The organism is Haloarcula sp. H-hyl6 (genome assembly GCF_056934455.1).
Map to the genome: position 1 here is coordinate 614,545 of NZ_JBRIIK010000002.1, position 14,406 is coordinate 628,950.

12 protein-coding genes and 1 pseudogene are annotated in these 14,406 nt (G+C 69.3%); 6 read left to right on the forward strand and 7 right to left on the reverse strand.

The features are described 5' to 3' along the window. Positions 1-53: 53 nt before the first annotated feature. Positions 54-1,808, reverse strand: coding sequence for a MutS-related protein (locus Hhyl6_RS16625; protein ID WP_483740370.1), 1,755 nt, complete (start codon positions 1,806-1,808; stop codon positions 54-56). Positions 1,809-1,882: 74 nt separating this feature from the next. Then, positions 1,883-2,677 (reverse strand): twin-arginine translocation signal domain-containing protein, encoded by a 795-nt coding sequence (locus Hhyl6_RS16630; RefSeq protein ID WP_483740371.1) that lies wholly within the window; start codon positions 2,675-2,677, stop codon positions 1,883-1,885. A 214-nt stretch (positions 2,678-2,891) separates the two neighbouring features. Between Hhyl6_RS16630 and Hhyl6_RS16635 the strand changes: the two genes are divergently transcribed. Then, a complete protein-coding gene (locus tag Hhyl6_RS16635) occupies positions 2,892-3,512 on the forward strand; it encodes a zinc ribbon domain-containing protein (protein WP_483740372.1) in 621 nt (206 codons plus the stop codon). Positions 3,513-3,557: 45 nt separating this feature from the next. Next, positions 3,558-4,294: pseudogene (locus Hhyl6_RS16640) on the forward strand (sporulation protein). A gap of 4 nt (positions 4,295-4,298) precedes the next feature. Here Hhyl6_RS16640 and Hhyl6_RS16645 read toward each other — a convergent pair. Next, positions 4,299-7,133 (reverse strand): DEAD/DEAH box helicase, encoded by a 2,835-nt coding sequence (locus tag Hhyl6_RS16645; RefSeq protein ID WP_483740373.1) that lies wholly within the window; start codon positions 7,131-7,133, stop codon positions 4,299-4,301. Positions 7,134-7,222: 89 nt separating this feature from the next. Between Hhyl6_RS16645 and Hhyl6_RS16650 the strand changes: the two genes are divergently transcribed. Continuing rightward, a complete protein-coding gene (locus tag Hhyl6_RS16650; RefSeq protein WP_483740374.1) occupies positions 7,223-7,993 on the forward strand; it encodes a creatininase family protein in 771 nt (256 codons plus the stop codon). Between the two features lie 69 nt (positions 7,994-8,062). Further along, on the forward strand, positions 8,063-8,908 hold the full coding sequence (locus Hhyl6_RS16655; protein ID WP_483740375.1) for a class 1 fructose-bisphosphatase: 846 nt from the start codon (positions 8,063-8,065) through the stop codon (positions 8,906-8,908). Between the two features lie 2 nt (positions 8,909-8,910). Here the strand turns inward: Hhyl6_RS16655 and Hhyl6_RS16660 are convergent, their stop codons facing one another. Genes Hhyl6_RS16660 through Hhyl6_RS16670 form a run of 3 tightly spaced genes read right to left on the reverse strand, consistent with a single transcriptional unit; the run spans position 8,911 to position 12,633 of the window. Next, positions 8,911-9,660 (reverse strand): metallophosphoesterase, encoded by a 750-nt coding sequence (locus Hhyl6_RS16660; protein ID WP_483740376.1) that lies wholly within the window; start codon positions 9,658-9,660, stop codon positions 8,911-8,913. A 52-nt stretch (positions 9,661-9,712) separates the two neighbouring features. After that, positions 9,713-11,353 (reverse strand): RPA family protein, encoded by a 1,641-nt coding sequence (locus tag Hhyl6_RS16665; RefSeq protein WP_483740377.1) that lies wholly within the window; start codon positions 11,351-11,353, stop codon positions 9,713-9,715. Beyond that, positions 11,350-12,633: a Single-stranded DNA binding protein gene (locus Hhyl6_RS16670; protein ID WP_483740378.1), complete on the reverse strand. Its 1,284-nt coding sequence runs from the start codon at positions 12,631-12,633 to the stop codon at positions 11,350-11,352. The genes Hhyl6_RS16665 and Hhyl6_RS16670 overlap by 4 nt, the downstream gene beginning before the upstream one ends. A gap of 236 nt (positions 12,634-12,869) precedes the next feature. Between Hhyl6_RS16670 and Hhyl6_RS16675 the strand changes: the two genes are divergently transcribed. Both Hhyl6_RS16675 and Hhyl6_RS16680 read left to right on the forward strand, forming a co-directional pair. Next, entirely contained in the window at positions 12,870-13,328 is a 459-nt protein-coding gene (locus tag Hhyl6_RS16675; protein WP_483740738.1) for a hypothetical protein, read from the forward strand. A gap of 48 nt (positions 13,329-13,376) precedes the next feature. Further along, on the forward strand, positions 13,377-14,051 hold the full coding sequence (locus tag Hhyl6_RS16680) for a 2,5-diamino-6-(ribosylamino)-4(3H)-pyrimidinone 5'-phosphate reductase (protein ID WP_483740379.1): 675 nt from the start codon (positions 13,377-13,379) through the stop codon (positions 14,049-14,051). 6 nt (positions 14,052-14,057) lie between these two features. On the opposite strand, the gene Hhyl6_RS16685 is transcribed toward Hhyl6_RS16680, so the two are convergent. Next, positions 14,058-14,345, reverse strand: a complete 288-nt coding sequence (locus tag Hhyl6_RS16685; protein WP_483740380.1) for a DUF7545 family protein — start codon at positions 14,343-14,345, stop codon at positions 14,058-14,060. Positions 14,346-14,406: the final 61 nt, after the last annotated feature.

Below are 14,406 nucleotides of genomic sequence, written 5' to 3' on the forward strand. Positions count from 1 at the left end.
TTAGTCGCCCACCCACCTGAAGCCTCGCCCGGCCACGACACCTCGAAGCCCGCTCAATCGCCCTCGGTCCAGAGCGCGTCCGACAGGGTCCGCTGGACGGCCTCCTCGCCGACGGCGCGGGCGAGCGTCTCGAACCCGCTCCGCTCGACCGGGTCGTTCGCGTTGGCGACGAGTCGGGAGACGATGAACTCCGGCGTGGACTTCCCGACCGTGCCGAAGCGCGGTTGGTAGTCCACCTGCAGGTCGAGGTCCTGATTCAGCCCCTCGGCGAAGATGCCGTCCGTGCGGGCCTCCTCGGGGAGGGGTTCGAGGTCCGCCGCGAGGTGGGTGACGAACACGCCCAGTGCGTCCCGGTCGACGGTCAGCGTGACGAGGCCGTGCAACAGGTTCGCCGCCGAACCCGGTTCCGTGATGGCCTCGAACTCGTCGACGAGCATCAGGGCCCGGTCGCCGCCGGTCAGCGGTGGGACGACCGAACGGAGCGTCGATTCGAGGACGCCGGCGTTGAACGAGGCGTGCCGGCGGTGGAAGACGACGGTGTCGACCAGTCCGACCTCGGCCGCCTCGGCGGGGACCGGCAGCCCCATCTGTGCGAGCAGTTGCACCTGACACAGCGTCTCCAACAGCGTGGTCTTCCCGCCGGAGTTCGCCCCCGTGAGGACGGCCACCCGGTCGCCGCTCGGCGGGGCGTCGGCCGAGCCGACCGCCAGCGTGTGGTCGCCGACGGCGTAGGTGACTGGTTGCACGTCGTCGGCGTCGGCCAGCGCGAGGTTCCGGGCGTTCCGCACGGCGATTGTCTCGCGGTCGACGAACGTCGGTCGGGTCAGGTCGTAGGCGATGGCGAACCGCGCGAGCGACACCGACAGGGCGACGTCGCCCACGGTGTCGACGGCGGCGTCCACGTCCTCCCGCGCGGCCGCGAGGTCGTCTTCGAGGCTCGCTGCGACGGTCTGCTCGCGCTCCTCGACGGCGCTCCGGAGCGAGGACCGCAGTTCGCGGAGCGCGGCGTCAACGAAGTCCTGCGCGTCCGTCGCCTCGCGCGGCATCGCGTCGCGGACGCGCGTCCCGTCGACGCCCGTCTCGTCGGTGACGTGCCGGACCAGCGCGTCCTGAAACTCGTCGGGACGGCGCGCGCCCTCTTGTACCGCCTCGACCACCTCGGGTGTCGCGGCCGCGAGGTCTTCGATTTGGCCGAGTTGGGTCCGCAGGCGGTCGAGTTGCTCGTCGGCGCCTTCGCCGACACGGTCGCCCTCGCCGGCGAGGCCGGCCAGCGCGGCCCGCGCGTCCGTCAGCGCCTCACCGTCGAGCGCCGCCACGGGTTCGAAGACGCCCTCCGAGACGCTGGTCTCCTGGAGGGCGAGCGCCGTCTCGACGGCCGCGCGTTCGCCGCCCGCCTCGTACCCCTCGAAGGCGTCGAGGACGGCCCGCTGGTCGGCCTCCGAGAGGTCGGCCCACGTGTCTCTGGCCGCGAGCACGTCGTCCAAGCGTTCCTCCATCGCCTCGCGGGTCGGGAGCGGCGTCAGGACGCGAACCTTGTCGGCCGCGTCGGGCGTGACCGCGTACTCCTCGGCGAGGTCCAGCAGTTCCTTGTAGACGTCGCGCGTGTCCCGAGTCGCTAGCAGGTCCATGGACTCGGCCCCCGTCGCCCGCCGGAGGATGCGCGTGGCCCGACCCCGCGAGAGGCCGGCCGCCGTGAGCGCACGCGTGTCCGCCGACTCGATGGCTTCGATGGCCCGTTCGACGCCCAGTTCCTCGCTCAGCAAGTCGGACGTCTTCGGGCCGATACCCCAGTACTCCTCCAGTCGCATGGGCGGGCCGACGGGCGGCCCGGGCTTAGTCGTTTATCATGGTCTCTCTGGCCCGTCGATGGCGGACACTCGCGTCACCCCTCTGACTGCCCGGACTGCGCCTGATTGGCTTCGAGGGACCCCCAGTCGACCGTGCCCTGCTCTACGATTGCCGACGGCTGGAGCGCCGGGTCGGTGAGCGTCGCGCGGGCGAGGCCGACCGGTCCGGCGCGGGGTTCGGCGAGGTTCTCGGGATTCGACGTCTCGAAGGGCGCTTCGGTCACGTCCCCGACGACCACGCGCATCGCCATCCCGAACGCCTCGTGCGGGGAACAGAGCATGTCGTACACGCCGGGGGTATCGAGAGCTAGTAGCCACGTGTCCGGGACTGGCCCCGAGGGGCCGCCCGCTTGCTCCCCACCGTCGTCGGCACCGCCGTCTCCGACCGCTTCACCCTCGCCGTCCATCTCGCCCGGTGGCTCTATCTGGTCGTCGGCGATGGATTCCGGCCGCCATCCGAGCAGTGGTGAGGAGTACGCCTCCACGCCTGTCGGCACCCGCCGCCGCATCCCGAACGCGGGGTGGTAGGCGACGACGTTGTGGTCGGGCGTCGTGAACACGAACTTCACCACGTCGCCCGGTTGGACGTGCAGTCCCGTCGGCTGGTAGAAGAAGTCGAGCGGGCGGTCCGGATTCGTCGACGGGCCCCTGATGAGCGTCTCGACTTCGTGGACGGTTCCGCGCCCGTCTGTCTCTTGGCTGCCGTCGCCGTCCTGTTGGCCCTCGTCGGTCTGTGCCGCGCCCGAACCGCCGAGTCCCGACAGCACTGCGCCGGCACCGAGCGCCTTCATCACGTCGCGTCGCGAGGAGTCCGTTGGTGGCTGGACCATGTCCGCCCGTCCGCGGCCGTCGTACTTTGTTAACAAGCACACTGACGGCGAGGGCCGTCGACAAGACTGCGTTACCGACACGGAATGCGACGCCGTCTCGCGGAAAGTCCTCCTTTGACACCTCTAGGGGCGTCGTAGCGCCGGTAGAGGCCGCGCCTCCCGTTCCGGTCGCGTCACCGGTCCACTGAAGCACGGGGCGAAGTAAGCAGGGCGTATGGCAGCGCGGTCCGAGGCCGACGAGCCGACGTGTCCCGCCTGTGGCACGGCGCTGGACTCCGTGGGCGTCGAGTGTCCCGAGTGCGGTGAGCGACTGCTCTCCGACGAGCAACTCGCCGCGTTGGACGAGCGGATGGCTGCGGCGTTCGCACGCGAGGGGACGGCGGCCCCGGCGTGGGCCGTGGCCCTGACCGGTCTGGCGCTCGGCATCGCCATCGCCCCGCTGGTGGCGTACGCGGCGGTCATCGCACTCGGCGACCTGCCGCTGTTCGCCGTCGTCGCTCTCGCGCTGGCCGGGTGGCTGGCACCGGCCGCCTACCTCGCTCGGTTCCCGACGCCGAGTGCGGCCCTCTCGCGGGGCCTCTATCTGGTCGTCGTCGGCGTCGGCACCGTCGTCCTCGCCCTCGCGTACGACGCGGCCAGCGGTGGCCCGTCGCTCGTCACTCGGCGGACGGGTCTCGTGGCGACGCTACTGGCCGTGCCCGCAGTCGCCGCGCTCTTGCTCGCTCGACGCGTCGCGGCCCGCGCCGCCAGACAGGCGCGAGGTGACCCCGGTCCGCTCCATCGGCGCGCAGGTATCGGCCCGGCGGAGGAGGACGCCGACGAGGACGGTCCCTGACCCCCACGAAGTTTATACCGGAAGGCGCCGCCATCGGCTGATGGCATGAAAGACGTGCTCTCCCGCATCGGAATTGGTTCCGCGCGTGTCGACACGATACTGCCCTCCAGTACGGTCCGCGCCGGCGACTCCGTCGACGCCGAAGTCCACGTCGAAGGTGGCTCGACCGACCAGGACGTCGACGCCATCTACTTCGCGCTGGAGACGGAGTACCGCACCGAGGAGGGTACGCCGACGCCATCGTCGACAAGTGGCAACTCACCGAGCCGTTCACCATCGAGGCTGGCGAGGAACGCCGCTTCCAGACGACAATCGACGTCCCGCGTCGGACCCCCGTGACCGTCGGGTCCGTCGCCGTCGAGATAGAGACGGGACTGGACATCTCGATGGCCGTCGACCCGGAGGACGAGGACCGCATCGAGGTCCGTCCGACCGAACGCCTGCAGGCCGTCTTCGACGCGCTGGAGAACCTCGGGTTCTCCCTGCGCTCCTCGTCCTGTGAGGCCCGGCCCGGTGGCATCCTCTCCACGTCGGCGAGTTTCGTTCAGGAGTTCGAGTTCCGCCCCCAGCGCGGCGAGTTCTCCGGCGAGGTGGACGAAGTCGAACTAATCCCGGTGTACGACGAAGGCGGTCTGACCGTTCACGTGGAGGTCGACCGCCGCGGCGGTCTGCTCTCGGAGGCGATGGACATGGACGAACGCCACACCTCCTTTACGGTCCAGCGCGCCGACCCGTCGGCAATCGAACCGTCGCTGGCGCAGGCGATTCGGGACCTGAGCTAACTGCCTAGCCCCAGAACGACTGCGTTCTGGCGTACTCCCGCTCCTGCCGGAGGATGTCCCGGTAGAACTCGTCTTCGTCCTCACGTAGGCGGTTGATGATGCGCGCAGCGTTGTGCGGCCCGACGCCCCGGGCGGCGAGGGCCACGACGGCCTGTTTGCCGTGGGTCTGGACGAGCGAGCCGGCGCGGTAGGCGCGTTCGGTCATCTTCTCCTGTTCCGCGTCCTTCTCGTCGGCCCGTACCGCCGAGACCACCTCGTCGGCCCACGGGTTCAGCGCGGCGACCCGCGTCGACCCGCACTTCGGGCACTCCGGTTGGTCCCGGACCCGGCCGACCTGCTGTTTCCGGTCCCACTCTTTACAGTGGAGACAGACGAGGAGGACTCGGTCGCTCTGGATGCGCTCTCTGACCGTCTGGATGACGCTCGCGTCGGCGTTCTCCGGCGAGAGCAGTTCCCGGCCCGACGAGCGACCGCCGAGGCCGACCGGGGTTCGCTCTGCGACCGTCTCCAGCGCCACCTCGCCGGACTGGAGGCGTTCCAGCAGTGTGGCCGTCGCCTCGATAGCGAGGTCCTCGTGGCGAACTTCCCGAAGTGCTTCCTCGTACATCGGGGTGTCCTCCAGCGCGGCCAGCAGGCGGTCCCGGCCGAAGTCCGTCGACCCGCGGCCCCGCCAGCGCTTCAGCGACCCGAACTTGGTCGCGACCTGCGCGAGTTTGAACTTCAGCGCGTCGGCGTTCTTCAGACTCAACTCGACGAGCGCGGGGATGTGGTCGGGGTCGGTGTCTTCTAAGACCTCCACCACGTCGCCGGCGGTGATGCGCCGCGGCACCTCCAGTTCGATGCGGTAGGGGTCGACCTCCATCGCGACGGAGGACCCCGCCCGCTGTCCCAGTAGTGCGGACAGAATCCGACCGAGCGTCTCGTTGACCGTGTGGCCGTAACAGGCGTTGACGACGACCTCGCGGCCGTGGAACTCCACGAGGACGGTCCCGTCGTCGGGAATCGCCCCCTCGTGACCGTCCAGTTGCGAGAGGCCGTCGGCGACCGTCTCGTGGTCGCCGTCGTAGCGGGCGGCGACGTGTCCGACGACCGAGTCGACCGGTGCGCCGTCCTGCAACTGACGCCCGGCCACGCGACGCAACTCGCCCACTTCCTGTGCGACGGCCTGTGGCACCGGAATCTCGGACCCGGTCCACGACGGTACCTCGCCGGCGGGGTCCTCGATAGGCGAGACAGTCACCACTTCCTCCTCCTCGTCGATGTTGGTGATGCGCCACATCTCGCCGCGCTGGACGAACACCTCGCCGGGCGTGGCGAAGTTGACGACGAACCGCTCGTCTAAGGTCCCCACCTGCTTGCCCGACGCCACGTCTTCCACCTCGTAGGTGGCCTCGTCGGGAATCATCGATAGGTTCTGGTAGAAGTACTGCCACGTGCCGCGGCGCTTCTCCAGCGTGTCGCGCTCCTCGTCCAGCCAGACGACGTTGTTCTCGGCCAGTTCCCGGACGACCTCCTTGAACTCGGCTTCCCCGAGGTCACGGAACGGATACGCCCGCGTCAGGACGTGGTAGGCCTCCATCGCCCGAACCTCGCCGGTGTCCATCACGAGGCCGGCAATCTGGTTGGCGACGGTGTCGAGGCTCCCGTCGTGAATCTGCGCGGGTTCGACGTCGCCGTCCTGGGCTTGCCGGGCGATGGCCAGCGCTTCCAGCGTGTCGTCGGCGTGCGTGGTGACGACGGTGCCCGAAGACACCACGTCGCGGCGGTGGCCGGCGCGGCCGACCCGCTGGACCAGTCGAGACACCTGCCGCGGACTCCCATACTGGACGACGTGGTCGACGTGGCCCACGTCGATGCCCAGTTCCATCGAGGAGGTACACAGCAGGGCGTCGAGTTCGCCGGCCTTGAACCGGTCCTCGACGTCGATGCGGGCCTCCTTCGAGAGGGACCCGTGGTGGACCCCGAGGTCCGTCCCGAGTTCCTTGAACCGCGACCCGAGCGCCTCGGCGGTCTGCCGGGTGTTGACGAACAGGAGGACCGACTCTTTCTCGGCTATCAGGTCGTCGATGTAGCGGACGTGGCTGGCCGTCTCGGCGTCGGTGACGAGTTCGCTGGAGAGGCGCTCGTCCCGGTCTGTCACCTGCGGGCGGACCACCTCGACGTCGAGACGGCTCCCGATGTCCACCTCGACGACCGAACAGGGGCCGCCGCCGGTGAGGAACCGGCCCACCTCGTCGGGGTCCCCGACGGTCGCCGAGAGGCCGATTCGCTGGAACCGCCCGGCGACCTCTCGCAGGCGCTCCATACCGACGGTCAGCTGTGCGCCCCGCTTGGCCGCCGCCAGTTCGTGCACCTCGTCGACGACGACGTGGGCGACGTCTTCGAGAGCGACGCGGAGTTTCGACCCGGTGAGCATCGCCTGCAGGGTCTCCGGGGTCGTCACCAGCACGTCCGGCGGGTCGTTGGCTTGCTTCTGTCGCTGATAGTCGGTGGTGTCGCCGTGGCGCACGTCGACGTCGAGGCCGAGCGTCTCGCCCCACCACTCCAGCCGTTCGCGCATGTCGCGGTTCAGCGCCCGAAGCGGCGTGATGTAGAGCGCGCCGATACCGAACCGGTCCTCGGTCTGCACGAGTGCGTCCAGCACCGGGAGCATCGCCGTCTCCGTCTTCCCGGTGCCGGTGGGGGCGACCACGAGGGCGTCGTCGCCGCGGGCGAGCGTCGGGATGGCCTTCCGCTGTGGCTCCGTCGGCGTCGTGAACCCGCGCTCGGAGAGGGCGGCCCGAACGTCGTCGCCCAGCGCCGTGAAGGCGTCGTGGCCCTGCGTCACCCCGTCGGTCATCGAGGCTGTCTAGCGACTACATCGGGTTAAACACGTTGTGTCACCGACTGTCGCACACGTTGAAGGCACCGGGGCCCGGACTACCGCGTATGTATCTCGCCGACGAGGCGTGGCCGGACCTCGAATCGTACTTCGAGTCGGAGTCGCTGGCGCTGGTTCCGCTGGGGTCGACAGAACAGCACGGCCCGCACCTGCCCGAGGCGACGGACCACCTCATCGCCGAGTCGTTCGCGCGGGCCGCCGCCGAGGACACGGGCTACCTCTGTACGCCGACCATCAACGTCGGCGTCAGCCCGCACCACCGCCAGTTCCACGGGACGATGTGGGCCGACGCGCCCGCGTTCCGGGACTACGTCGAGAGCCTCACGCGGAACCTCTCGTACCACGGCATCGACCGCGTCGTCTTCGTCAATGCCCACGGCGGTAACGTCGAACATCTCCGGGAGGTCGGGCGTCGACTGCGCGACGACGGGACGATGTACGCCGTCGAGTGGATGTGGGACGAGAGCATCACGCCGCTCGTCGAGGAGACGTTCGAGACGCCCGGGCCCCACGGCGGCCCGAAGGAGACGTCGCTCGTCCAGTACCTCGCCCCCGAGTTGGTCCACGAGGACCGCATCGAGGACGCGCGGGACGGCGGCCTCCGCGAGTTCGACGAGTCGACCGGGCGCGTCCACGGCGCTCGGACCTTCTACGACGCCATCGACAACACCGAGAACGGTGTGTTGGGCGACCAGACCGACGCCTCCGCGGAGGCTGGCGAGGAACTGTTCGAGGCGGCCCTCTCGAACCTCTGTCACCTCTGTGAGTGGCTGGACGACCAGCCCTTCGCGGACCTCCTGCCGAGAGACCACGTGTAGCCTTATGTCGGTGGCCGTCCGACCTCCCGGTGAGATGAACGACAGCGGCGAACCACGGAGGACGGAGCGGTGAACACGCTGGACGACATCGAGCGAGCGGTCAAGGACACGGCCCACTACGTCAGCAGCAACCTCGCGAACTACGCCGACCGCTCCGGGACCGAGAACCCGAGCGGCGAGCAACAGGTCGGCGGCGACGTGTGGGCCGACGACCTGTTCTTCGACGCCCTCTCGTACGTCGACGGGGTCGGCGGCTACGCCAGCGAGGAACGCGAGGACGTGGTCGACTGCGGCGAGGGGTACACCGTCGCCATCGACCCGCTGGACGGCTCTGCGAACCTCGCGTCGAACAACTCCGTGGGCACCATCGTCGGCGTCTACGACGGCGAGTTGCCCGCCAGCGGCCGCGACATGGTCGCGTCCATGATGGTGCTGTACGGCCCCTACACGACGATGACCGTCGCCCGCGGGGACCGCGACGTGGTGCAGGAGTACCTCCTCCGGGACGGCCACAGCGAGCGGTGGGGCACTTTTGCCCTGCCCGACGAACCGGAAGTCGTCGGCATCGCCGGCAAGACGAACGAGCGGGCCGACCGGGTGAACGAGTTCGCCCAGCAGCTCTCGCGGGAACTGAAACTCCGGTACGGCGGGGCGACCGTCGCCGACCTCGCGCAGGTGCTGGAGTACGGCGGGCTGTTCGGCTACCCGGCGACGGAGACCTATCCCGGCGGCAAACTCCGCGTCCACTTCGAGGCCGCGCCGCTGGCCTACTTGGTCGAGGCGGCCGGCGGCGGGTCCACGGACGGCGAACAGTCCTTGCTCGACGTCGACCCCGACGGCCTCCACGACCGGACCCCGACGTTCCTCGGCAACACGGAACTCGTCGACCGGACTGAGGCGGCGCTGAGCGAGTAGTCTCAGACCCGCCGGTACCGCCCGAGTCGCGTCCCGTCGAGCAGGAACGCCTCCGTGTCGGTCATCCCCTCCGGAAGGAAGGGCGCGAGGAAGTCCTGTCCCTCGACGTTGACCCACGTCCCGCCCGACCGGTCGTTGAACGCCGGGAAGACCACGAGGTCCGCACTCGTCTCGACGTCGACGCCGTAGTGGTCGGCGAACGGGTCGGCGACCAGCGACCCGCGGAGCCACGCCCGCTCTTTGCGAGCGCCGCCGACTTCGTCCTCCAACCTGACGACGGGGTGTTCGTGGCCCACGCAGACCACCGTGGCCTTCAGTACGTCCGGCGCGGGCCACGTGTGGCCGTGGACGAACCCCACGTCACCGATACGGGTGCCGTGACCCGGCGTCACCTCGACGCTCGGTGCCACCTCGTCGAGCACTCCTTCGAGGTCGCCGTCGTGGTTCCCCTTCACCAGCGTCACGGGCACGTCGACGGCGTCGAACAGCGCCGCGAGTTCGTCGCGTTCGTCGTCGAACGGCGACCCGATGGCGTGACCGAGGTCGCCGAGGACGACCAGTCGGTCCGCCGCCGAGCGGTCGAGCAGGTCCAGCAGTCGCTCCCGTCGCCGGTCGGCGGCGGACTGCAGTTCGACGCCGTCGTACCGGAGGCCCGCCTCGATACCGGCGTGGTAGTCCGCGACGGTCAGCAGTCGCTCTCCGTCGGCCTCGACGGTCGCCGCCGGTGCGCCCGGGAGCGGTTCGACGCGCATCGCTGTCGGGTTAGCGACGGCGGAAGAAAAGCGACGCGGCTCGGATACCCGCTCAGATGGGGGTGAGCTTCCCGTCTTCGGGTTCGTAACAGCGCCCGCCCATCAGCGCGTCCTGGATGGCGTCCTCGACGGCGTCGGGGTCGGCGCCGTACCGTTCGACGACGGCCGACTGGACGGCCTCGCGGTCGGCACCGCTGCCGTCGTTCAACTCCGTCATCACGTCCATGACGGCGTCTTCGAGGTCGACGTCCTCGGCGTCCGGCGCGTCGTCCGCGCCCGACTCGCCGGCGGTCGTCTCGTCGGCCCCTGCGTCGGTCGCCGTCTCCGGCGTCTCGACGGGCGCGTCGCTCGTCGCGGCTTCGGCGTCCGGTTCGACCGACTCGTCGCCGGCCGGCGCGGCGGGTGAGTCCGGCGCGGTCTCGGCGTCGGCGGCCCCGGCCGGTGCGCCGGCGTCCGCGGCCTCGGCCAGTTCGTCGGGGTCGGGCGTCTCGATGTCGGCCTCACCCGCGTCGTCGACCTCCGTCCCGCTCTGGAAGTCGGTCCCGTACTCCTGTTCAATCTCCTCGCGTTCGTCCTCGTCGAGTTCGAACTCGGTGTCGAAGTCGCCGACCTCGTCGCCGTCGTCGGCACCCACGTCGTCGGCCGCCGTCTCCGTCGGGGCCGATTCGGTCGGAGCGTCTGTCGGTTCCACGGTCTCGCCCTCGTCGGCCGTCGCGTCGGCGGTGCCGACGCTCTCGGCGTCCGTCTCGAAGTCGCCGAGTTCGTCGTCGGCCCCCACGTCGGGCGTTTCCTCGCCGGTACTGGCGGTAGTCGTCTCGGTCGGCCCGCTCTCGGCCTCGGCAGTCGGTGTGTCGGCGTCTCCACTTGCCGTTTCCGTCTCGACCTCGGTCGTCGTATCCGTCGCGCCCGCCTCACCGGCGGAGCCATCACCCACCTCGGGTTCGACAGCGGCGGCGTCGAGGTCCGTCGCTGCGAGGGTCGGAACGGGGTCGTCGGTGCCGTCGCCGGGCGAGAGCGACAGGGACTCGGCCTCGTCCAGTTCGCCGGCGACGACGCGGGCCGCGTCGAGCGAGAGGTCGCGGACCGCCTGCAGGTAGTCGCCGGTGGTCCCGTAGTGGTCCAACCCGAGGGTGATGCCCGCCGCCATACTCTCGTCGACGCCGGACTCGACCAGCGAGGCGTGGAGTTCGTCGCCCGGGAGTCCGGACTGCTTGGCGCTGGCCATCCGCCCCACGCGGTCGATGGTCTGCTCGGCGGCCTGCACGACCCACCGGTCCCGCGTGTCGGCGTCCACCTCGCTGATGGACTCCGGCCGGATGGAGGTGAACACGCGGTCGCCGTCCTCCGGTTCGAACGTTCTGGCCTTCCCGGTCACGGCGACGAACATCGGCGGCGTGGCCGATTCGAGGAACGCCAGTGCGTCAGGTTGGTACTGGCCGGCGTAGACGACGAACGGCCCCGTCGGGTCGACGATGCGGGCACGCAGCACCTCCTCGTTGACCCGCTCTAACTCCGTGAGGACGCCGACGACGAACAGGCGGTTGACCCGCGCACCGGTCGGCGTGACGACGTAGTTCGGCGCTCGCTCCTCGTCGGACTCGGAGTACGAGAAGTCCGAGTCGTCGAACTCCGCGGCGAAAAGGCGGTGTGCGACCTCGCGGCGGCCCGGTCCGCTGTCTTCTGACTCGCTCATGCCTCCACCTCCCGGAGGAGGGCGCTCGCACGTTCGGTGGGGTCGTCCTCGGACTCGCCGAACTCGCTCGCGTTCAGGTTCGCACCGTACTCGTCGACGGACAGCGACCCGCGGACGACGTATTCGAGGCCGACCACGTGGTCGGCGATGCGGTCCGCCACGACCTCTTTGTCCATCGCGTCGCGGGCGTGTTCGCGGGCGTCGTCCAAGTCACCACCGTACACCGCCGCAGTCAGTTCGTCGTCCAAGATGACGGTGACCGTGGCGGTGCCGTCGTCCAGAATCGCCTTCGTCCGCAGGTCGTCCTCGCCGTCGACGGCACCGTGGGAGCGACACTGGCCGTTCTGGATGACGCGGCCGCACTCCGGACAGCGCTCGATGAGGCCCGACCCGTCGCGTATCTCGATGACGTTGCCGACGAGTTCCACGTCGAACTGGCCGCCGCTCTCGACGGCCTCCCGAATCGTCATCCGGGGTGCGTCCTCGGCGACAGCGACCGGTTCGGACAGCGGCGTCACCGTGGAGAACTCCGAAACGTTGACCGAAGGTGCGCCGCGGAACTCGCGGACGAACGTCTCCTCGATGCGGACGGACGCGCCCTCCTCGATGGCGTCGTGTGGCTCCCAGTCTGTGAAGGGGAGGCGTCCCGACTCGTCGCCGAGGACGCCGCTGAGGATGGTCGTCTCGCCGTCGCGACCGTCGATGACCTTCTCCTCGCACTCGAGAACCTGCACCTCGACGGTGATGCCCCGGTCGCCGGGTTCGATGTGGGCGAGGGCTGAGTCCCCGCCCACCTCGGCGTCGACGTCCAGCGTCTCGTCGACGGCGGTCGTCTGCGTGCTCTCGCCGAGGTTGAGTTCTGGCTTCCCGTCCCACTCGCGGACGCCGGCGTTGCCCAACTGGAGGGTCTGGCCGGGTTCGAGGTCGGCATCGAACCCGTCCCACGCCGTGTAGGAGATGGTGCCCGACTCGTCGGCGAGTTCCCCCTCGCGGATGACGTGTTGTTCGCCGTTGTACTGGATGGACCGGCGACCGGATGTGAGCACCACGGCGGTGACCGTCACGTTCGAGTCGTCGGTGGACACCTCGCCGATGGCCTTGCTCGACGGGGTGCCGTCGCCCCCGCCGCCACCGCCGTCGCCGTACTTCCGGCGGAGGCTCTGCTTGGCCTCGTCCATCGGAACGGAGTATTCGACGAGGTTCTCTAAGTCGCGTTTGACCTCCTCTTTGTCGACGCCGAGGTCGGAGGCGAGTTCCTCGGCATGGTCTTCGAGAGACATCGACCGAGCGTTCGTCGGGGGCGTTCAAAAGGGTTTGTGGGAGCGCCGGCCGGCGTCGACGCTCCTGTCACTCGGGGACAACGTGGCCACCATTTTTATTGCCGATAATGTCTTGCGTTGGATTATGTGTCGAATGTGTCGTTATAGTGGGATAACGGGGGTTTCTACACGGTTTTCGGGGGAGAACTCTGTCGACATACGTGACATCGACACTGATTCTCTGGGGGTGGTCTGACGTGGGAAGCGTCTTCGGGTCGAAGCCCTCGGACGCCCACGTGATTTGGCGGAGCGGCCGCGACGGCGACGGGACGAAGCGCTTCGACTTCGAGTATCTGGAACTGTGGGCGGCCCACTTCGGGGTGGACTACGAGGAGTGGGAGCGGGTGGACCACGACCGCGGCGACGAACCGCGGAAACAGCACGCCTGCGTGTTCCGCTGGGCGGAAAGCGGTGGACAGGAGGTGACGCTCGGCGACGAGACGTGGACGATGGGGGCCTCCGAGCGACCACGGACCTTCGTCGAGATAGACGACGCCGGCGTGGTCCGTTTGAAGGGATGGACGACGGAGACGACCGTCGACGTGGACGAACTCGTCCTCGACGGGACCACCCTTCGCCTCCGCACGGCGTCCGGCGACCGGAAGTCACTCGACGTACAGAAACTCGCGGAGCGGCCGGACACGAAGCGGGCCTGACCCCTCGGAACCGAAACCCGTTTCCTCGATACCCGCCTGCCCGGTTGTATGCACGTAGTCGTCAACGCCGCCATGAGCGCCGACGGAAAGCTCTCTTCGCGGCGTCGCGAACAGGTCGCCATCTCCGGTCCGGACGACTTCGACAGGGTCGACCAGTTACGCGCCGACAGCGACGCCGTCATGGTCGGCGTCGGCACGATACTCGCCGACGACCCCTCGCTGACCGTCGACGACGCCAGTCGGCGGGAGGCGCGCGAAGAACGGGGTGACTCCGCCAACCCCGCCCGCGTCGTCGCGGACTCGCGGATTCGGACACCGCCGGACGCGCGGGTCCTCGACGGTGCCGCGGAGACGTATCTCCTCGTCAGCGAGGCCGCGCCGACGGACTTCGTCGAGGAGATGGAGGCCGCGGGTGCCTACGTCGTCGCCGCCGGCGAGGACCGGGTCGACCTGACGACGGCGCTGGCGAAACTCGAAGGGGAGGGGGTCGACCAACTGATGGTCGAGGGAGGCGGCGAACTCATCTTCGGCCTGTTCGAGGAGGGACTGGTCGACGAACTCTCGGTGTTCGTCGGCCCGGCGGTGTTCGGCGGTCGGGACGCACCGACGCTCGCCGACGGCGACGGCTTCGTCGAGGACTTCCCGGAACTGTCGCTCACCGGCGTCGAACGACTCGACGACGGCGTCCTGTTGTCGTGGTCGGTCGAGGGGCGACCCGACTGAACGCGCTCAGTGGTCGTGGCCGGTCAGTTCCGCGAAGGACGCGCCGAAGCGCTCCTCGAAGAGGTCCAGCGTGAGTTCTTCCAGCGCGGCTATCTCCTCGTCGGGTTCGCCCTGACTGTGGTGGACGGCACCGTGGATTCGCTGGGCGAGGCCGAACATCGCGATGTCACCGACGACCTGTGGGTCCGTCTCGTCGGCCTCCTCCCTGAGGAGGTCCAGCAGGCCGCTGGGGACTGTCAGTTCGTCGCTCGCGTCGTCGCCTTCGATGGTCAGCGTGACGGTATCGTCAGCCATGACAGCCCGTTCGCCTACCTGACGGAAGGGTCTGTCGGGTTCTTGTCCGCTTGCCGCCACG